Genomic DNA, 19,051 nt, shown 5'->3' on the forward strand with positions numbered 1-19,051 from the left:
ACGGACACAACAACCCCCCGGAGACAACAACAATGACAACGAGCCCCTACAGCGGCCTGGTGAGCGGCGCGATCCGCAAGGCGCGCTGGCGCCTTCTTCCGATGCTGATCGTCATGTACATCATGTCGATCCTGGACCGGGTCAACGTCGGCTTCGCCAAGAACGCGCTGCAGATCGACACCGGCATCAGCGACAGCGCCTTCGCGCTGGGCGCCGGCATCTTCTTCGTGAGCTACGCGATCTTCGAGGTGCCGAGCAACGTGATCCTCTCGCGCGTCGGCCCGCGCATCTGGCTGTGCCGGATCATGGTGACCTGGGGGCTCGTGGCCTCGGCCATGATGTTCGCCACCAGCGAGGTGTCGTTCTACGTGCTGCGCTTCCTCCTGGGCATCGCGGAGGCCGGCTTCTACCCGGGCGTGCTGCTCACGCTGACCTACTGGTTCCCCGCGAAGGTGCGGGCGCAGGCCAACGGCATCCTCCTGTTCGGCTTTGCGGGCGCGCTGGTCATCGGCGGGCCGGTTTCCGGCGCTCTGCTCGACATGCACGGCATCGGCGGCCTGAAGGGATGGGAGTGGATGTTCCTGATCGAGGGCGCGATGGCGGTGGTGGTGGGCATCGTCGCGTTCTTCGTGATCGTGGACCGGCCGCATGCCGCCCCGTGGCTCACGCGGCCCCAGCAGGACGCGCTGCAGGCCGTGCTCGACCAGGAGGCGGCCGAGAAATCGGTCGACAGCCCGCACACGGTGATGCAGACGCTGCGCAACCCGAAGGTGATGTTCTTCGCGGTGAACTTCTTCATCGTGCAGATCGCCGCCTACGGGCTGATCTTCTACCTGCCGAGCCAGGTGGCGCAGATCCTGGGCCAGAAGATCGGGCTCATGGTGGGCCTCGTCACCAGCATTCCGTGGGTGCTGGCGCTGTTCGTCGTGTACTTCGTCACGCGCTGGTCGGACCGCCACCACGACCGGCGGCGCGTCACGGTGGCAACGCTGTACACGATCTTCGGCGTCTGCGTGTGCCTGTCGGCGCATGGCTCGCCCGTCTTCGCGATCGCGGTGCTGTCGATCGGCGCCTCGACCTACCTCTCGGGCACGCCGATCTTCTATGCCTTCCTGTCGGAGCGGCTCTCGGGGCTGGGCATTGCCACGGGCATCGCGCTGGTGAACTCCATCGGCAACCTCGGCGGCTTTGTGGCGCCTAGCCTCAGGACCTATGTGGAGCAGCACCACGGCGGCTCGGCGGCCGGGCTGTACACGCTGGGAAGCGCGGCACTGCTCGCAGCGCTGATGCTGGCCTGCATGCCCAAGGGATGGCGCCGTGTCGCGGCCGCGCCGGTGCGCGGTGCGGCGCGGCCCGACGCCGCGCTCAATGCGATGGCGCAGCGCCGGGTCTGAGGCCCGCGCAGTTCAGAGCGCGCGCCGCCATGCACGCGACAGGGCCTGCCGGGCGCAGGCCACCTCCGGGCGCTTGAGCGCCCCGGCAAGGCAGACGAAGCGCAGGTCGCAGTCGATGCTCACCCGGTCGGCGATCACCAGCCCGTCGCGCTGGCTGGCGCGCAATGCCACGGCATCGCGCGCCAGCGAAATGCCCACGCCTGCGCGCACCAGCGCGAGCATCGATGTCTCCTGGTCGGCCTGCGCTGCCTTCTTCAGCACGAGCCGGTGCGCCTGCAACACGGGTGCCAGCAGGCGCGAATGCGAGGAGGTCGGTGGCGCGAGCACCCATGGCAGGCAGGCCAGGTCGGGCCATTCGCGCCCCAGCACCTGCGGCGCCCAGCCGCTCGGGCCGATCACCTGGTAGGCGAAGCGCGTCAGCACCTCCGAGTGGAAGGTCTTGCCGTCGCTGCGCCGTGCGGCCGAACTGGCCTGCGGCAAGTCGCTTGCATCGGGGTCGCCCAGGTAGAAGCCGATGTCCAGCTCCTTGCCGAGGAGCTTGGCGAGCACTTCGCCGCTGGTGCCGTGGTGCAGCTCGGTCTCCAGTTCGGGCGCGAGCGCGACCAGCTCTTTCAGGAGCGGGCTGAGCCGCGTGAACGCCGGGTCGAGGATGGTGCCGATGCGCAGCGACCCACGCACGCCGCCTTTGAGCCGGTCCGCGGCCACCGCGAAATCGTTCAGCCCTTCGAGCGCGTGCTCGGCGTGGTTCAGCAGCGCCGCGCCGTCGCGCGTGAGCAGGAGGCCCGTGGGCGTGCGCTGGAACAGCTCCAGCTCGACCAGTGCGCCGAGCTCCTTCAGCTGCAGGCTCACCGCCGGTTGCGTGAGGAAGAGGCGCTGCGCGCCGCGCGACACCGAGCCCTCGCGCGCGACCGCCACGAAGGCCTGCAGGAGCCGTGGATCGATCTTCTTCATGCCGCGCCTGTGCCCCCGGTATCCACGGAATTTTGCAACTGCTTGTACATGACGAAGGCATCCACGAAGCCCTGCTGCGGATGCCGGAAAGCGCCCGGCAGCGTGCCGACGATGGCAAAGCCCATCCGTTGCCAGAGCCGCACCGCGCGCTCGTTGGTGGACACGACGAAGTTGAACTGCATCGCCAGAAAGCCCATGCGCAGGGCCTGCTGCTGCGAGTGTTCGCACAGCGCCGAGGCCACGCCTAGGCCGCGCGCGGCCTCGGACACCACATAGCCGCAGTTGCTCACATGCGCGCCCTGGCCGGGCTGGTTGGGGCGGATGACATAGGTGCCTAGCACCGTGCCTTCTTCGTTGCAGGCCACGAAGGTCAGGGTGGGCACTTTCGTCCACGAATGGCGGGCCGTATCTTCGCCCACATCGGGCGGGTAGGTGTACGTGTCGCCGCGGCGGAACGTCGGTTCGAGGACGGCCCAGAGGGCGGGCCAGTCCGCATCGAGGGCTTCGCGTATATGGATCATGGGGTGATTCGAAAGGGGCTCAAGACGTCAACAAGGATAATCCGCGGCCATGGAAATCATCAGCTATCTCATCGACTTCATCCTTCACGTCGACAAGCATCTCGAGGCCTTCGTCATCGCCTACGGCCCCTGGGTCTATGCGCTGCTCTTCCTGATCGTCTTCGTGGAGACCGGCGCCGTGGTGATGCCGTTCCTGCCAGGCGATTCGCTGCTCTTCATCGTGGGGGCGCTGTGCGGTGCGGGGCTCATGAACTTTCCGCTGGCCTGCGGCATCCTGATCGCAGCAGCCATTCTCGGGGACCAGTGCAACTATTCGATCGGCCGCTACTTCGGGCCGAAGGTCTTCCAGTGGGAGAACTCGCGCTTCTTCAACCGCAAGGCTTTCGACCAGGCCCATGGGTTCTACGAGCGCTATGGCGGCATCACCATCATCCTTGCGCGCTTCATGCCCTTCATCCGCACCTTCGCGCCGTTCGTGGCGGGCGTGGCGGAAATGAGCCGCGCAAAGTTCACCATGTTCAACGTGGTGGGCGCGCTGATCTGGGTGCTGGGCATCGCGACCGCGGGCTATTTCTTCGGCAACCTGCCGTTCGTGCGGCAGCACCTGGACAAGATCATCTGGGCGCTGATCTTCGTGCCGGGGCTGCTGGCGATCTTCGGCGCATGGCGCGCCTCGAAGGCGGAGAAGGCGCGGGCCGCCGCGCAGGCCTGAGCCGTTCCTTTCAGCCAAAGAAAAAGCGCGTCGATGACGCGCTTTTCTCATGCGAACGGTCGATCAGTAGTTCGGGCCGTTGCCGGGGTAATAGCCGCTGCCTTGCGGATAGCGCTGGCGGTTGTAGTTCCGCTCGTCGGCGTTGCGGCCGACCTGGTTGCCGATGAGGCCGCCGATGGCCGCACCGCCTACCGTGCTGCCGGTGTTGCCGCCGATGGCATTGCCCACCAGCGCACCGCCGACCGCGCCCACGCCAGTACCGAGGTTCTGGTTGGGGCCGCTCGCACAACCTGCAATGGCCATGACCGAAGTGGCAGCCGCCGCAGCGATCCAGAGACGTGTCTTCATGATGTCCACCTTTCGATTAATGATGGATTCATCATCGGCAAAAGGCCCGTGCACCCTGTGTAGGAGCCTGCCGCGCCTGCCTGTGCGGTGTCACGGGCCGCCCCGCGTGGGACAAAAAGCGAGCTTTGGCTTTACAAGGCGCAAAGCGCCGCCCATGCGCTCTCGCGGGACACCGCAGAACCGGCTTGGCCGGGCCGCTGGTGTCGCCCCCGGTAGGGGGCAGGAGAAGCGACACGAAGTGCGCGAAGCCTGGGAGCGAGCCTAAAGCTGGCGACTGCGTGCCAACGGCGGGTTCTGCGCGAAGTAACGCTGGATGCCGCGCATGAGCGCGTCGGCCAGGTTCTCCTGGTAGTCGACGCGGCGCAGGTTGGCTTCTTCCTCGGGATTGCTGATGAAGGCCGTCTCCACCAGCACGCTCGGAATGTCCGGCGCCTTCAGCACCGCGAAGCCCGCCTGCTCGACCTCGCCCTTGTGCAGTCGCGCACCGATGCCCTTGATCTCGCCGAGCATCGCGCCGCCGAGCTTCAGGCTGTCGTTGATCTGCGCGGTCGTGCTCATGTCGAGCAGCGCGCGCTGCACCTGCGCCTCGTGGTTGCCGACGTTCACGCCGCCGACCTTGTCGGCATCGTTCTCCTTGTTGGCCAGCCAGCGCGCCGCGCTGCTCGATGCGCCGCTCTGGCTCAGCGCGAACACGCTGGCGCCGCGCGCGGCGGGCGTGGTGAACGCGTCGGCATGAATGCTCACGAACAGGTCGGCCTGCACGCGCCGGGCCTTCTGCACGCGCACGCCCAGCGGCACGAAGAAGTCGGCATCGCGCGTCAAAAAGGCGCGCATCGGGTTGCCGTTGACGCTGCCCGCGTTGATGCGGTCGCGAAGGCGGAACGCGACCTGCAGCACGATGTCTTTCTCGCGCGTGCCGCTGGGGCCGGTGGCACCGGGGTCTTCGCCGCCGTGGCCGGGGTCCAGCGCCACGATGATGATGCGGTCGGTGCGGCTGGCCGTTGCGCCACCGCGGGCGGCCGCGACGGGGGGCGACACGGGCCTCACCGGCGCGGTGCCCACCACGGGCGGCAACGGCGCCGGCGCCACGAGCACGGGCGGTGCGAAGGGGCGGTCGACACCTGCCACGACGGGCGGCGCAGGTGCCGCGGGGCCCGGGCGCATCGACTGCTGCGCCATGAGATCGCCCAGCGGATCGCCCGCAGGCATCGCGGGGCGCACCGGCGCGGGAGCGGCGCCCGGCACGGGTGCGGGTGACGGCGCAATGCCCGCCACCGCCGAGCCGTTGTTGCTGCTGCCGGTGCCGGTGCCGGTGCCCGGCTTGGGCGCATCGCGCAGCCGCTCGGCGATCAGCGCCTCCATCGGATCGATGGCCTGCTCGGGATACAGGTCGAGCACCAGCCGGTGCTTGTAGGCGGCCACGGGCGCCAGCGAGAACACCTGCGGGCGCACCGTCTGCTTCAGGTCGAACACGATGCGCACCACCGTCGGTGCGTTCTGCCCGACGCGCAGGCCGTTGATGTACGGATCGCCCGGCTTGATCTTGCCGACCAGTTCGCGCAGTTCGCTGTTCAGTTCGATGCCCTCGATGTCGACGGCCAGCCGCGGCGGGCTGCCCACCACCAGTTGCTGCGAGGTGAGCCGCGCGTCGGACTCGATGGTCACGCGGGTGTAGTCGGCCGCGGGCCAGACGCGCACGGCGAGGATGGTGGCGCCGCGTGCGATCTGGTGCACGCCGAGCATCAGCGCGATGCTGCCGCCCTGCAGCAGCACGCGCCGTTTCAGGCCGCCCGCCTTCATGCGGCGATGCGCGCCAGCAGATCGCTGCCGCGAGGGGTGTTCGCCAGGAGGGTCACGCTGCGTGTGTCGTCTGTCATTGCTTCTATTTTAATAGCTAGGTCGGCAGGTGGAGTGCGGCCCGCGGCGTTCTGCGGCCACTCGGCCAGCTTGAGGCCCGGGCCCGCGAAGATGTCGCGGAAGCCGGCGTCGTCCCATTCGCGCGGGTCGGCGAAGCGATAGAAGTCGAAATGGAAGATCGCGAGGCCGTCGGGTGCCTCATGCGGCTCGACCACTGCGTAGGTGGGGCTCTTGATGCGGCCCTGGATGCCGAGCGCGCGCAACAGGTGGCGAACGAAGGTGGTCTTGCCGGCACCCAGGTCGCCTTCGAGGGCGATGAAGGCATCGCGCAACGCGGGCGAGGCGGCGAGCGATCGCGCGAAGGCGTCGGTGTCGGCTTCGCTGCCCCAGCGCAGGATGCGGGTGCGGGGGATGCCCTTGGGCGTTTCTACAATCGGCAAGTGATCGTCAGCCATCCACTCGTTGTTCGTATTCAGGCTTTGGCCCGGGAACTCGGATTCTCCCAAATCGGAATCGCGGGCGTCGATTTATCGAGCGCCGAGGACGGTCTGATGCAATGGCTGGCCCATGGGTTCCATGGCGAGATGCAATACATGGCAACGCACGGCACGCGCCGCGCGCGTCCGGCGGAACTGGTGCCGGGCACGGTGAGCGTGATCACCGCGCGCATGGACTACCTGCCGCGCGATACGCCGCCCGACTGGCAGGCCGTCGAGTTCGACCGCCTCGCGCGGCCCGGCGAGGCCATCGTGTCGGTCTATGCGCGGGGCCGCGACTATCACAAGGTCTTGCGCAACCGGCTTGCGAAACTGGCCGAGCGCATCGCCGAGGAGGTCGGCCCCTTCGGCCACCGCGCGTTCACCGATTCGGCACCGGTGCTCGAGGCCGAGCTCGCCTCGCGCAGCGGCCAGGGCTGGCGCGGCAAGCACACGCTGGTGCTGGACCGGGATGCGGGCTCGATGTTTTTCCTCGGCGAGATCTACATCGACATGGCGCTGCCCGAGAGCGAACCCGTCACCGCGCATTGCGGCAGCTGCAGCGCCTGCATCGATGTGTGCCCGACGCAGGCCATCGTCGCGCCGGGGCGGCTGGACGCGCGGCGCTGCATCTCGTACCTCACCATCGAACACGGCGGGCCGATCCCGGAAGCGCTGCGGCCCTTGATGGCCAACCGCATCTACGGCTGCGACGACTGCCAGCTGATCTGCCCCTGGAACAAGTTCGCCAAAAAGAGCGCGCTGCCCGACTTCGACGCGCGCGAAGGGCTCACGGGCCGCACGCTGGCCGAACTCTTCGCGTGGACCGAAGACGATTTTCTTCGCCGCACCGAGGGCAGCCCGATACGCCGCATCGGGCACGAGCGGTGGCTGCGCAACATCGCGGTGGCGTTGGGCAACGCGGTGCGATCGGGCGAGAGCGGTGCGAGGGAGGCGCTCGCGACGCGCGCCGGGCATCCGAGCGAACTTGTGCGCGAACACGTTGCATGGGGCCTGGCCCAGCAGGCCGTGGACCCACGGCCTTCGCCACGGCCTTAGGCGGAGAGGATTTCCCGCACGCGCTCCCACGGCCGGCACATCAGCGTGCCGCGCGGCGAGACGACGATGGGGCGCTGCAGCAGGATCGGGTTCTCCACGATCGCATCGAACAACTGGTCGTCGGTCCACTTCGGGTCGGCCAGCTTCAGTTCTTCATAGGGCGCTTCCTTCGTGCGCAGCAGGTCACGCGCCGTCATGCCCATGGCCTTGGCCAGTTCGCGCAGCTTCTTCTTCGAAGGCGGCGTCTCCAGGTACAGCACGATCGTCGGCTCCACGCCGCTTTCGCGGATCAAGCCCAGCACGTTGCGCGACGTGCTGCAGTTGGGCTTGTGGTAGATCGTCATCGGGTAATCGGTGGTGGGGGTGCGTGCGGTCATGGCGTCGATTATCGGAAGAGCGGGCCTCAGTCCTTCCTGGCTTCCTCGTCCATCGAGAACGGAAATCGCGCAGCCCAGAAATCGGCCAGGCGCGGATCGGCGTCCACGCGCCGCACCACCCGCGCCATGCGCGGCGCCACGCGGTAGAAGCGCCGGCGCTGCGGCGTCCAGCGCGACATCACCGTCACGTACAGGTCGAGCATGCCGATCTTCTCGCCGAGCAGGTAGGGCGCGGGTTCGTCGATCTGCGTGTCCATCAGGTGCCAGCAATGCGCGATGCGCTCGGCCGTGCGTTCGAGCATCACGGCCTGCGCCGCGGGGTCGGGCGTGAGGCGCGTGGGATCGTCGCGCACCCAGAAGAGCGAATAGATCGAGGCCGGCAGGTAGACCATCCAGCGCAGGTAGCGCGCGCGCAGCGGGTCGCCCGGCGCAGGGCAGAGCCCGGCTTCGGGGTAACGGTCGCCCAGCCAGATCAGGATCGCCGCGCTCTCGGTCATCACCTCGCCCGAAGGCAGCACGAGCGCGGGCACCTGCCGCATCGGGTTGACGTTCGACACGCGCTCGCGTTCGGCGTCGCTCTCCCAGGTGGCGATGTCGACGGTCTCGACTTGTGCGCCGATCAGCGTCAGCGCCGCGTGGACCGGCGTGGCGCCCGAACCGGGCGCGCCGTAGAGGGTGTAGCGATCTCTGGAGGCGGATGGAGAGGCCATCCGCGCAGATTACTGCGGACGGGTGCCCGTTGTCACGCGGCCAGTGCCGCGTCCACCTGCTTCAGCGCCTCGAGCGTCTTGAAGCAGGCCTCGGCCACTTCGGTGCCCTTGATCGCGAAATGGCGATGGAAGTACTTGCGGTGCTCCACGTGCTCGTGGAAGTGGTGCGGCGTGAGCACGGCCGAGAAGATCGGCACGTCGGTCTCCAGTTGAAGCGACATCAGCGTGCTCACCACGGTGTTCGCGACGAACTCGTGGCGGTAGATGCCGCCGTCGACCACCAGTGCGCAGCCGATGATGGCCGCGTACTTGCCCGAGTTGGCCAGGCGCTTGGCGTGCAGCGGAATCTCGAAGGCGCCGGGCACATCGAAGATGTCGATGAGCTCGCGCGCCACGCCCAGGCGCGCCATCTCTTCGAGAAAAGCGTCGCGTGCCTGGTGGACGATGTCGGAATGCCATTGCGCCTCGACGAAAGCGATGCGCTCGCCGCGCGACGAATTCGACGCGGTGATGGCGGAGAGGGGAAGGTCGTTGATCTGACTCATGGTGTGCCTCTGAAAGCAGGTTTCCTGAATCAGGGCGCACGAAACCGCAAGGCACACCGCGCGCTCATGGCAGAGCGCGCGGGCGTGCCCGCATTTCGCGCTCTCTTTCATCCGGACTGTGACCGTCGGCTTCGGAATCGCACCGAAATCTGCTGACCCCGTTGCCTGCTTGCGCAGGCCTCGGGCGCTCGCGGGCTTGTGCAACCTTTCGATCGCCATCACCGCCGGTGGGGAATTGCACCCCGCCCTGAGAACGCTTGCCGTCCGGCGAGCCGGACAACGGCGCGATTCTAGAAGCCCTCCGCGGCACGGGGTTGTCGCCCGCGCGCCAGACCTTGGGCCGCGCGGGGATTTTCTTCAGAAGCGATACGTCGCACTCGCAGTCACGGTACGGCGCTGCGTCGGGAGGGTCGATGAACGAAATGAGGGGAGCAGGTCAGCGCCCCGCGAGGAACTGCGTCATGCGATGAAGCTCGTCGTCGAGCGCCGCGCGAAACGCCGTATCGCGCGGCCTCTTGTCGGCGTAGCCGAAGCTGGGTTGCAGCCGGCCTTCGGGTGCCGTCACGTTGGCCCAGCCGATCACGCGGTCGTGCCACAGCATCGGCAGCGCGTAGTAGCCGAACTGGCGCTTCGGCGCGGGCGTGTAGGCCTCGAACTTGTACGCCCAGCCCCACAGCAGCTCGAAGCGGCGACGGTCCCACACGACCGGATCGAAGGGCGCGAGCAGGCGCACCGCGTCATCGGGCGCATGGCGCCTGGAGGCCGGGTTCTCGTCCGCGGGCCAGTACCAGGTGGTGCCGTCGATGCGGCAACTCGCAAGCGCTTCGCGCGCCAGGCGCAGCGCCGCCTGCGTCTGCGCCGCGAGATGCGGCGCGCCGTAGCCGAGCAGGCGCGCGAGGTAGGTGAGGCTGGCGGCGGGCAGCGGCGCGTACTTGCGCACGATCAGTTCGATGAGCGCTGCGGCGCGCTGCGCACGGCCGGCGGGGCTCTCGTCGGCGGGCATGTGCGTCACCGCTTCATAGACCCGCGTGCCGCTGTCGCGCCGCACCACGCGCAGCATGCCGCGGTAGTGCATGCCGTCGAGCAGGTGCGTGGTCGCGTTGCTCGAGCCGCCCCAGTAGTTCTGGATGCGGCCGTGCGCGAAGTGCTGCTCGACCTGGCGCGGATGCACCGGGCCGTGCTCGCGCACATAGGCCAGCACGTCGGCGGCCTTGCGCCGGGTGTCGGCGTTCCAGGCTTGCCTGGCCTCGCGCGGGTGCATCAATGCGAGGTGCTCGCGCGGGAGGAACCCATAGTTGACGAGGCAGTCTTCCTCGATGGCCAGGCGGGTATAGCGGCTTTCGAGATCGCCCGCGCGGTAGTCCTTCACGCGATGGCGCAGCGTCAGGTCCTGCGCGCGCGCCGGGGCGCGGATCGGGTCGGCCTGCACGAAGCCGAGCTGGCGGATCGCGCCGGGCAAGGTGGTCGGCTTGAAGAGGGTGCGGGCCACCGCATAGCGGCGCAGGTCGTCGAGGGTCGGGTCAGCCATGCAGCGAATTGCAGCACAAGCGGCTGCAGTTCGCTTCGGCGCAACGCGTCAGACTGCGCTGCGGTGTCGCTCGATGCAAACATCCAGCGTCTCGGCCCCTGGCCGCTGCCACCAGTCGAGGTTCGAAAAGATCTCGACCTCGCTGAAGCCCGCGAAACCTGCGTCTTCAACCCAGCCGCGGATCTTCTTCAGTTCGACCACGCCGTCGCCCATCATCCCGCGGTCGGAGAGCAGGTCGCGCGTGGGCGTGAGCCAGTCGCAGACGTGGTACGCCAGCAGGCGCTCGCGGCCTGCGCGGGCGATCTGCTGCTGCAGCTTCGGGTCCCACCAGACGTGATAGATGTCCAGCGCCACGCCGAGCATGCCGCTCTTGCCTGCGTCGAGTTCGTCGCAGAGGTCGAGTGCGTGTTCAAGCGTGTTGATGCACGCGCGGTCGGCCGCCTGCATCGGGTGCAGGGGCTCGATGGCGAGCGGCATGCCGACCTCGCGGGCGTACGCGAGCGATGCGGCGATGCCGTCGCGCACCTCGTTGCGCGCACGGGCGAGGTCCTTGTACGCGGCCTTGCCTTCGAGCGCACCGGGCAGGGCGCCGACCACCAGCACGAGGCAGGGCGCGTCGAGCGTCTTCGCTTCGTCGATGGCGCGGCGGTTGTCGTCGAGCGCGGCCTTCAGGCCCGCTGCATCGGGCGCAGGGAAGAAACCGCCGCGGCAGTAGCCCGAGAGGCCGATGCCGTGCGCCTTCAACTGCTTCGCAACCTTGTCGAGTCCGACTGCGGCCACCTGGTCGCGCCACGGACTGATCGCGCGGATGCCGCGCTCGGCGCACTGGTCGATGATGCGGTCCAGCGGCACCTCGGCGCCCGACTGCTTGCGCACGGTCGCGGTGTTGATCGAGAGCCAGTCGTGGTTCTGCGAGAAATCGCGCATGGGCTCGCTCAGCCTTCCACGCCGTGCAGCGCGAGCAGTGTCTTCATGCGGCGGACCGCCAGCTCCGGCTGCTCGAGCAAGTTCGCCGCATCGGCCAGGCGGAACAGTTCTGCAAAGTGCTGCAGCGAGCGCGTGCTCTGCTGGCCGCCCACCATCGTGAAGTGCTTCTGGTGGCCGTTGAGCCAGGCCATGAACACCACGCCCGTCTTGTAGAAGCGCGTGGGCGCCGCAAAGATGTGGCGCGACAGCGGCACCGTCGGGCCGAGGATGGCGTGGAACTTCTCGGTGTTGCCTTGCGCCAGTGCGCCCAGTGCGGCGCTCGCCGCGGGCGCGATGGCGTCGAAGATGCCGAGCAGCGCATCGCTCTTGCCGTGCGTGGGCTCATCGCCGAAGCCGTCGCCGGCGATCAGCTCGGCGTAGTTGAAGTCATCGCCCGTGTACATGCGCACACCCTTGGGAAGGCGGCGGCGCATCGCGATTTCCTTGTCCTTGTCGAGCAGTGAGATCTTGATGCCGTCGACCTTGTCCGGATGCGCCGCGATGATGCCGACGGCCGTGTCCATCGCCGCATCGACGTCCTTCGTGCCCCAGTAGCCGGCGAGCGCCGGGTCGAACATGTCGCCCAGCCAGTGCAGCACCACGGGCTGCCTGGCCTGGCTCAGGATGCGGTCGTACACGCGCTCGTAGTCCGCGGGGCTCTTCGCCACGCGGGCGAGCGCGCGGCTGGCCATCACGATCAGCTTGCCGCCGAGCGCCTCGATGGCGGCCATCTGATCCTCGTAGCCGCGGATCACATCGTCCACGCTCTTCACGTCGTCGATGTCCAGGTGGTCCGTGCCGCAGCCCGAGGCCACCAGCGCGCCCGGCACGTCCTTCGCCGCATCGAGCGAGCGGCGGATCAGTTCGAGCGACGTGGGCCAGTCCAGGCCCATGCCGCGCTGCGCGGTGTCCATCGCCTCGGCGACGCCCAGGCCCAGCGAGAACAGATGGCGGCGGTAGGCGATGGTGGTGTCCCAATCGACTGCCGCCTGCAGCCACGGGTCGATGGCGGCGAGCGGGTCGGCCACCACGTGCGCGGCCGAATAGGCGATGCGGTTGAACTTCACGCCCGCATCGGGCTTGACGGGCGCGGTGCCGCGCAGCGCGTAGGGCGCGAGCGCGCCGCTCGCGGTGGGAAGGGTCAGCGACAGTGCCATGGCTTGTTCTTCTTCAGGCTCTTCAGACCTTGAGCGCGGGCACGTCGACCCAGCGGCGGTCTTTCCACGATTCGAGCGCGGCCTCGACCAATTGCACGCCCTTGGCGCCTTCGGGCAGCGTCCACTTGTAGGGCTCGTTCTCCACCACGTGGCGAATGAAGTGCTCCCACTGGATCTTGAAGCCGTTGTCGTAGACCTGCGAATCCGGAATCTCCTGCCACTGGTCGAAGAAATTCATCATCTGCTTCTCGTCGGGGTTCCACACCGGGCGCGGCGTGGCCACGCGCGACTGGGCGCGGCAGCTCGAAAGACCCGCGACGGCCGAGCCATCGGTGCCGTCCACATGGAAGGTCACGAGGTCGTCGCGGCGCACGCGCGTGACCCAGCTCATGTTGATCTGCGCGATCACCGGCTCGCCGTTGTGGCCCGTGAGCTCGCAGGTGGCGTAGGCCGCGTCGTCGGCCGTGGCTTCGTATGGTTTGCCGGCTTCGTCCCAGCGCTTGGGGATGTGCGTGGCGCCGATGCACGACACAGACTTCACCTCGCCGAACAGGTTGTCCAGCACGTAGCGCCAGTGGCACATCATGTCCAGGATCATGCCGCCGCCGTCTTCCTTGCGGTAGTTCCAGCTCGGGCGCTGGATGGGCTGCAGGTCGCCTTCGAACACCCAGTAGCCGAACTCCAGGCGCACGCTGAGCATGCGGCCGAAGAAGCCGGCGCGGCGCAGCATGTCCAGCTTGCGCAGACCGGGAAGGAAGAGCTTGTCCTGCACCGCGCCGTGCTTCAGGCCCGAGCCTTCGGCCAGGCGTGCGACTTCGACGGCTTCGTTCAGGTTGGTGGCGATCGGCTTCTCGCAGTACACGTGCTTGCCGGCGCGGATGGCCTTGGCCAGCAGCGTGGGGCGCATCTGCGTGGTGCCGGCGTCGAAGAAGATGGTGTCGTCCTTGTTCTCCAGCGCCTTGTCCAGGTCGGTGCCCCAGCGCGCGATGTGGTGGGCCTTGGCGAGCGCTTCCATCTTCTCGGCATTGCGGCCGATGAGGATCGGGTCGGGCATCACCTTGTCGCCGTTCGACAGCGTGACGCCGCCTTGCGCGCGGATGGCGCAGATCGAGCGGATCAGGTGCTGGTTCATGCCCATGCGGCCGGTGACGCCGTGCATGATGATTCCTAGACGTTGGGTGGCCATCGTTTTCTTCCTTGGGATGCGAGAGGGGTGCTTCAGTAGACGGAACGCATGGCGTCCCACGAGATGCCGGCGCCGGGAATGCCGGTGGCAAAGCCGGGCGCGGTGGCAAGCGGCGACAAGGCAAGCTGTCCGCCGCGGATGGCGAGGCGCACGGCGCCGTCGCTGGGTTCGTAGAGGCCGGGGTGCAGCTTCAGCAGGGCTTGCTGCTCGCCCTCGGGCACGGCTGCGAGGCCGTTGACGTAGTGGTGTCCGTTGCGCTCGACGTGCGAGAGGCCGAGCCAGCCGACGAGCGCGAGGTCCTGCTGTACGCCGACGCCGGCCTGCATGGTGAGGTCTTCACCGGAAAGGAAATAGCGCGACTTGTCTTCTGCCGCATTCCAGTGCGCGCAACGCGCCGCGTTGACGACGGACTTGTAGAAGCCTTTGCAGCTCTTGCTCGACACGCCGGTGTAGCCGAGCGCGCGGGCCTGCACGAAGGCGTCGAGCGTGGCGTCGGATTCGTCGATCAGCAGCGGGATGCGCTTGCCCAGCGCCGACACGCTGCGCTCCAGGGCGGCGTCGCGGCGGATCGGTTGTTCGACGAAGACGGTCTTCTGCGCGAGCTTCCACAGCACGGGCGTGGAGAGCATGCGATCGAGAAAGACGGCGAAGTCATCGGCGTCGGCGTACTGCTCGTTGCCATCGAGCGTCACGAGTTGCGCGTGGCCGTCGATCACGCGGGCGATGCGCTGGAGCCGGTCGATGTCCTGCGCGGTGTTGCCGCAGAGCTTGAGCTTGAAGTGGGTAAGGCCGTAGCGTTTCACTGCTGCTGCGAGCGTGGTGGGCAGACCGTCTGCCGGCGCGTCGGGCAGCGCGTCGCTGTCATCGATGGCATCGGCCAGGCCAACGGTGTGGCGCGCTGCGATGCTTGCGCGCGGCGACTGGCCGGCCAGGAAGGCGGGCACGTCGAAGCCCGCAAGGTCGTCGGCGAGGCCACTGCCTGCGATGTCGATGCCGCAGAGGTTGGCGCTCATGGCCGCCGCGAAGCTCGTGCCGGTGTGCAGGCACAGCGCGTCCATCACGGCGCGGTCGATCAGCGCGGGGCCGTAGCTGGCCACCAGCGCCTGCAGGCCCTTGGCCTTCGCGCGGGCTTGCAGCGCAGCGTAGTTCGAGGCGAAGTGCGTCCACGCGGTCTGCGCGTCGTCTTCGGCCGCATACGCATCGCGCGCGTCGCGCAGCGCAAAGCGCAGCTGCTCGAAGTTCTGCTCGTTGTTGAGGGCGGGGTTCTTGTCGAACCACTTGGGCACCATCATCTCGGCCGCGCAGCCTTCGGCCGTGCCGCCGTTCTCGAAGCGGATGCGGGCCCGCACGTACACCTGCGGGCAAGCGGTGACGGTGGCGGCGCCGAAGCGGAACGGCAGCCGCAGCGCCACGTCGCGCTCGGAAAAACGGATCTCTTGGATGTGAAAGCGGGGCGCGTCCATGGCAGGCGTTCAGTGGTCCAGAATGCCCTGCGAGAAGAAATGCGCGCGCACCAGCTTCGTGTAGGCGCCGAACTCGGGCGAGGCCATCATGTCGAGCGTGCGCGGGCGCGGCAGGTCGATGTCGTACACGGCGGCGATCGAGCCGGGGCGCTCGCTCATCACGATCACGCGGTCCGAGAGAAAGATCGCTTCGGGAATGCTGTGGGTGATCAGCATCACGGTCTTTTTTGACGCCATCCAGATGCGCTGCAGCTCCAGGTTCATCTTCTCGCGCGTCATCGCATCGAGTGCGCCGAAGGGCTCGTCCATCAAGAGCACCGAGGGGTCGTGCAGCAGCGCGCGGCAGATCGAGGCGCGTTGCTGCATGCCGCCCGAGAGTTGCCAGGGGTACTTGCGCTCGAAGCCCTTGAGGCCAGCCATCTCCATCAGCTCGCGCGCCCGGGCCTGCGAGGCGGCCTTGGGCAGGTGGCGCATCTCGGCCTGCAGCAGGATGTTGTCTTCCACGCTGCGCCAGGGCAGCAGCACCGCGCTCTGGAACACGATGCCCACGTCCTTCTGCGGACCCTTGATCGGCTTGCCGGCCAGCGTGAGCTCGCCGCCGCTGATGGGCAGCAAGCCCGCGACCATCTTGAGCAGCGTGCTCTTGCCGCAGCCCGAAGGGCCGACGACGGAGACGAATTCGCCTTCCCGGATGGCGAAGTCCAGGGGCTTGAGCGACTCGACCGGGCCGTCCTTGCTTGGGTAGGTCTTCGAGACGCCGCGCGCTTCGATCAGGGCATTGGTGGACATGGAGCTTGAAGAGGGAGCGGAAGCGAGCGAGTGAACGAAGTGGCGTTTGGCTTTTTCGGGAGACACCGCGGAACCGGCTTTGCCGGGCCGCTGGTGTCGCCCCCGGAAGGGGGAAGGCGAAGCGACACGAAGTGCGCGCAGCCTGGGGGCGAACCTATTGCGGCAGGAAATCGAGGGTCACGTAGTCTTCCGGCTTGCCGCGCGTCGATGCGTCCATGCCGCCGTACTGCACCAGGAGGTCCAGCGAGTCGTTCACGTTCTTCATCGCCACGCGGAACGGCCTCTGGTTGGCTGTTTCCTTCGTGTGATAGAGCGCCACGCTCTGCTTCATGCCGACGATCAGCGTGTCGCGCACGCCGGCCTTCGGGTTGGCCTTGAGCATCGCGTCCACGGCCGCCTCGGGGCTCTTCTCGGCAGCTTCGGCGGCCTTGGTGGAGGCGCGCATGAAGCGCTTCACCAGGTCGGGGTTCTCGGTCAAGAGGTTCTTGTTGGTGATGATCCCGGAGCTGATCTGGTTCACGCCCGAGTCGGCAAAGCGGATCGGCGTCACGGGCTTGCCGGTGGCGTCCTGCAGCTTGATGGCCTGGTCCATCACATAGCCCAGCAGGAGGTCGGCCTGGCCGTTGGTCACCGCATTGAGCTTGGTCTGGCCGTCGCCCGAGACGATCTTCACCTGGTCGGCCGTGATGTTGTTGACCTTGAGGAACAGCGGCCACATCTGCGACATCGAATCGCCGGGCGTGACGGCCACGGTCTTGCCGATGATGTCCTTGGGCGTCTTGATGTTCTTCTCGGTGAAGCCCATGACCGACATCGGGCTCACCTGGAACAGCACGCCGGTCGACTTCAGCGGTGCGCCTTTGGCGGCCGCCTTGATCATGGTGGTGACGTCGATGTAGCCGAAGGTCGCCGACTTGGCGGCCACCGCCTGCGCAGTGACGGCGGAGCCGCGGCCTTCCTGGATGTCCAGGTCGATGCCTTCCTCGGCGTAGAAGCCCTTTTCCTTGCCGAGGAAGAAGGGCGCGTGCTCGCTGTAGAGGTACCAGTTGAGCATCAGCGTGACCTTGTCCTTGGGCTTCTCAGCCTGGGCATGGGCCGGTGCGATGGCGAAGGTCGCGAGGGCCGTGACGGCGACGGCAAGCATCGAGGGAAGCAGTTTCTTCATGGCGGTTGTCTCCGGGAGTTTTGTAGGTATGACGAGGGAACTCAGTGCGCGGGGCGCTGCGAGGCGTGCCACGGAATCATCACGCGCTCGACCATGTCGACGGCGACGAAGAGGATCACGCCGATGCTGGACAGCACCACCAGCGCGGCGAACATCAGCGGCAGGTCGAAGTTGCCGTTGGCCACCTGCAGCACGTAGCCGATGCCCGAGTTGGAGCCGACGAATTCGCCGACCACGGCACCTACGACGGCCAGCGTGACCGATACCTTCAGGCCGCTGAAGATCGCGGGCAGCGCCTGCGGCAGGCTGATCTTGAAGAAGGTCTGCAGGCGGCTCGCGCCCATCGAGCGGGCCAGGTCGAGCATGTCGGGCTCGACCGACTTGAAGCCCATCACCGTGGACACCACCACCGGGAAGAAGCCCAGCAGGAAGGCGCTGATCACCTTGGGCAGGATGCCGAAGCCGAACCACACCACGAAGAGCGGCGCGATCGCCACCTTGGGAATGCTCTGCGAGAACACCAGCAGCGGGTACACATACGACTCGACCAGCCGCGAGTAGGCGATGACCATCGCGATCGGGATGCCGATGAGGATCGTGAGGCCGAAGCCGCCGAGCGTGGCGAGCGTGGTCTTCCAGGCTTCGCCGAGCAGGCGCGGCCATTCGGCGACGAGCTGCTTCACGACCTCCCACGGCGGCGGGATCAGGTAGGCCGGGATCTTGAAAAGCCGGATCACGAGGTCCCACAGCACCAGCAGCAACAGGATCAAGAGGAACGGGCGCAGGGCCGGGGAGAGCAGGAGCTTGCGGAGCATGACGACGACAGGTGCCTTGTGGAGGGTGGCCTACTGCTGGACCTGCAGGCCCGCAGCCTTCACGAGCTGGGCGTTGCTCGCGATCTCTTCCTTGATGTAGGTGTCGAACTGCTCGGGCTTGAGCGTCCAGGCATCGGCGCCGAGCTTGAGGAAGCGCTCCTTCACCTCGGGCGTGGCCAGCGCCTTCGCCACTTCGTCGTGCAGGCGGTTGACGATGTCGCGCGGCGTCTTGGCGGGCGCCATCATCCCGATCCAGAAATTGAACTCGGAGCCGGGCACGCCGGCTTCGGTGGTGGTCGGCACGTCGGGCAGGGCCGCCGCGCGTTTGGGCGAACCGACGGCGAGCGCGAGCAGCTGGCCTTCCTTGATCTGGCCGATCACCGGGGCGATGGGCGAGAAGTAATAGTCGACGCGGCCCGAGAGCACTTCGGTCACGGCTTCGCCCGATCCCTTGAACGGGATGTTGGTCGCATCGATCTTCGCGGCCATCTTGAATTTCTCGGCGTTCAGGTGCGTGGCGCTGCCCTGGCCGGCCGAGGCGAAGTTCATGCTGCCGGGCTTGGCGCGTGCAGCGGCCAGGAGTTGCGGCAGCGTCTTGATGTTCTTCGTGGGCGAGATGACCAGCGCGTTGGGCAGCGACGAGATCGGCGTGACGCCGGCGAAGTCGCCCACCGTGTCGAACGGCAGCTTGGCGAAGGTCGAGGGGCTCACCGTGTGCGACGACGAGTGGATCATGACCGTGTAGCCGTCGGGCGCCGCCGTGGCCACCGCCTGCTGGCCGATGGTGCCGCTCGCGCCGCCGCGGTTGTCGATGACCAGCGTCTGGCCCATGCTCTGGCTCATCTTGTCGGCGATGGCGCGCGCAATGATGTCGGTGGTGCTGCCCGCTGCGAAGGGAACGATCACGCGGATCGGCTTGGTGGGGTAGCCGTTCTGCGCCCATGCCAGGCCCGGCATCAGCGCGGCCAGGCCGGTGAGCGCAGCGAATGCGGTGATGGCGGTGGTGCGTGCGAGTCGCTTCATGGTTGTTTG

Annotated in this window: 20 protein-coding genes and 1 riboswitch; of the genes, 3 read left to right on the plus strand and 17 right to left on the minus strand. The window is 67.6% G+C overall.

The annotated features are described in order from the left end of the window. The first annotated feature begins 32 nt into the window (after positions 1–32). On the plus strand, positions 33–1,394 hold the full coding sequence (locus tag BM133_RS02345; protein WP_093431375.1) for an MFS transporter: 1,362 nt from the start codon (positions 33–35) through the stop codon (positions 1,392–1,394). A 12-nt stretch (positions 1,395–1,406) separates the two neighbouring features. Here BM133_RS02345 and BM133_RS02350 read toward each other — a convergent pair whose 3' ends face one another. Together BM133_RS02350 and BM133_RS02355 are read right to left on the minus strand one after the other, a co-directional pair. Next, positions 1,407–2,345 carry a LysR family transcriptional regulator gene (locus BM133_RS02350; RefSeq protein ID WP_093431376.1) on the minus strand — a complete coding sequence of 313 codons (939 nt, stop codon included), beginning with the start codon at positions 2,343–2,345 and terminating at the stop codon, positions 1,407–1,409. Next, entirely contained in the window at positions 2,342–2,866 is a 525-nt protein-coding gene (locus BM133_RS02355; protein ID WP_093431378.1) for a GNAT family N-acetyltransferase, read from the minus strand. Before BM133_RS02355 ends, BM133_RS02350 begins: the two co-directional genes overlap by 4 nt. 49 nt (positions 2,867–2,915) lie before the next feature. On the opposite strand from BM133_RS02355, the gene BM133_RS02360 reads away from it, so the two are divergent. Beyond that, positions 2,916–3,578: a DedA family protein gene (locus tag BM133_RS02360; protein ID WP_093431380.1), complete on the plus strand. Its 663-nt coding sequence runs from the start codon at positions 2,916–2,918 to the stop codon at positions 3,576–3,578. A 63-nt stretch (positions 3,579–3,641) separates the two neighbouring features. Here the strand turns inward: BM133_RS02360 and BM133_RS02365 are convergent, their stop codons facing one another. The 3 genes from BM133_RS02365 to tsaE form a co-directional block, all read right to left on the minus strand. Beyond that, positions 3,642–3,926 carry a glycine zipper domain-containing protein gene (locus BM133_RS02365; protein ID WP_093434973.1) on the minus strand — a complete coding sequence of 95 codons (285 nt, stop codon included), beginning with the start codon at positions 3,924–3,926 and terminating at the stop codon, positions 3,642–3,644. Between the two features lie 261 nt (positions 3,927–4,187). Next, positions 4,188–5,726 carry an N-acetylmuramoyl-L-alanine amidase gene (locus tag BM133_RS02370; protein WP_093431381.1) on the minus strand — a complete coding sequence of 513 codons (1,539 nt, stop codon included), beginning with the start codon at positions 5,724–5,726 and terminating at the stop codon, positions 4,188–4,190. Further along, on the minus strand, positions 5,723–6,238 hold the full coding sequence (gene tsaE, locus BM133_RS02375; RefSeq protein ID WP_093431383.1) for a tRNA (adenosine(37)-N6)-threonylcarbamoyltransferase complex ATPase subunit type 1 TsaE: 516 nt from the start codon (positions 6,236–6,238) through the stop codon (positions 5,723–5,725). The genes BM133_RS02370 and tsaE overlap by 4 nt, the downstream gene beginning before the upstream one ends. Between tsaE and queG the strand changes: the two genes are divergently transcribed. After that, positions 6,224–7,318 (plus strand): tRNA epoxyqueuosine(34) reductase QueG, encoded by a 1,095-nt coding sequence (gene queG, locus BM133_RS02380; RefSeq protein ID WP_177224693.1) that lies wholly within the window; start codon positions 6,224–6,226, stop codon positions 7,316–7,318. The two genes, tsaE and queG, sit on opposite strands and share 15 nt — an antisense overlap. Here the strand turns inward: queG and arsC are convergent. The 12 genes from arsC to BM133_RS02440 all read right to left on the minus strand — a co-directional run bounded on the left by arsC (position 7,315) and on the right by BM133_RS02440 (position 19,042). Beyond that, positions 7,315–7,695 carry an arsenate reductase (glutaredoxin) gene (gene arsC / locus BM133_RS02385; RefSeq protein ID WP_093431384.1) on the minus strand — a complete coding sequence of 127 codons (381 nt, stop codon included), beginning with the start codon at positions 7,693–7,695 and terminating at the stop codon, positions 7,315–7,317. The two genes, queG and arsC, sit on opposite strands and share 4 nt — an antisense overlap. Before the next feature lie 26 nt (positions 7,696–7,721). Continuing rightward, positions 7,722–8,405, minus strand: coding sequence for a glutathione S-transferase family protein (locus BM133_RS02390; RefSeq protein WP_093431386.1), 684 nt, complete (start codon positions 8,403–8,405; stop codon positions 7,722–7,724). 32 nt (positions 8,406–8,437) lie between these two features. Beyond that, positions 8,438–8,950 (minus strand): 6,7-dimethyl-8-ribityllumazine synthase, encoded by a 513-nt coding sequence (locus BM133_RS02395; RefSeq protein ID WP_093431388.1) that lies wholly within the window; start codon positions 8,948–8,950, stop codon positions 8,438–8,440. A 95-nt stretch (positions 8,951–9,045) separates the two neighbouring features. Further along, positions 9,046–9,209, minus strand: a riboswitch (FMN riboswitch). A gap of 177 nt (positions 9,210–9,386) precedes the next feature. Further along, positions 9,387–10,478: a DNA glycosylase AlkZ-like family protein gene (locus BM133_RS02400; RefSeq protein WP_093431389.1), complete on the minus strand. Its 1,092-nt coding sequence runs from the start codon at positions 10,476–10,478 to the stop codon at positions 9,387–9,389. 48 nt (positions 10,479–10,526) lie between these two features. Beyond that, positions 10,527–11,405 (minus strand): sugar phosphate isomerase/epimerase family protein, encoded by an 879-nt coding sequence (locus tag BM133_RS02405; protein WP_093431391.1) that lies wholly within the window; start codon positions 11,403–11,405, stop codon positions 10,527–10,529. Between the two features lie 8 nt (positions 11,406–11,413). Next, entirely contained in the window at positions 11,414–12,601 is a 1,188-nt protein-coding gene (locus BM133_RS02410) for a dihydrodipicolinate synthase family protein (RefSeq protein WP_093431393.1), read from the minus strand. A gap of 22 nt (positions 12,602–12,623) precedes the next feature. Beyond that, positions 12,624–13,787 (minus strand): Gfo/Idh/MocA family protein, encoded by a 1,164-nt coding sequence (locus BM133_RS02415; RefSeq protein WP_093431394.1) that lies wholly within the window; start codon positions 13,785–13,787, stop codon positions 12,624–12,626. A gap of 32 nt (positions 13,788–13,819) precedes the next feature. Continuing rightward, positions 13,820–15,250, minus strand: a complete 1,431-nt coding sequence (locus tag BM133_RS02420) for an enolase C-terminal domain-like protein (RefSeq protein WP_093431396.1) — start codon at positions 15,248–15,250, stop codon at positions 13,820–13,822. A 9-nt stretch (positions 15,251–15,259) separates the two neighbouring features. Beyond that, positions 15,260–16,039, minus strand: coding sequence for an ABC transporter ATP-binding protein (locus tag BM133_RS02425; RefSeq protein WP_093431398.1), 780 nt, complete (start codon positions 16,037–16,039; stop codon positions 15,260–15,262). Positions 16,040–16,193: 154 nt separating this feature from the next. Next, positions 16,194–17,204 (minus strand): ABC transporter substrate-binding protein, encoded by a 1,011-nt coding sequence (locus tag BM133_RS02430; RefSeq protein WP_093431399.1) that lies wholly within the window; start codon positions 17,202–17,204, stop codon positions 16,194–16,196. A gap of 41 nt (positions 17,205–17,245) precedes the next feature. Further along, the gene (locus BM133_RS02435) at positions 17,246–18,019 is read right to left on the minus strand and encodes an ABC transporter permease (protein WP_093431401.1); all 774 of its coding nucleotides are present in this window, start codon (positions 18,017–18,019) and stop codon (positions 17,246–17,248) included. A 30-nt stretch (positions 18,020–18,049) separates the two neighbouring features. Further along, on the minus strand, positions 18,050–19,042 hold the full coding sequence (locus BM133_RS02440) for a tripartite tricarboxylate transporter substrate binding protein (protein ID WP_093431402.1): 993 nt from the start codon (positions 19,040–19,042) through the stop codon (positions 18,050–18,052). Positions 19,043–19,051 lie beyond the last annotated feature (9 nt).

Source organism: Variovorax sp. 770b2 (assembly GCF_900115685.1).
Classification (GTDB): domain Bacteria; phylum Pseudomonadota; class Gammaproteobacteria; order Burkholderiales; family Burkholderiaceae_C; genus Variovorax.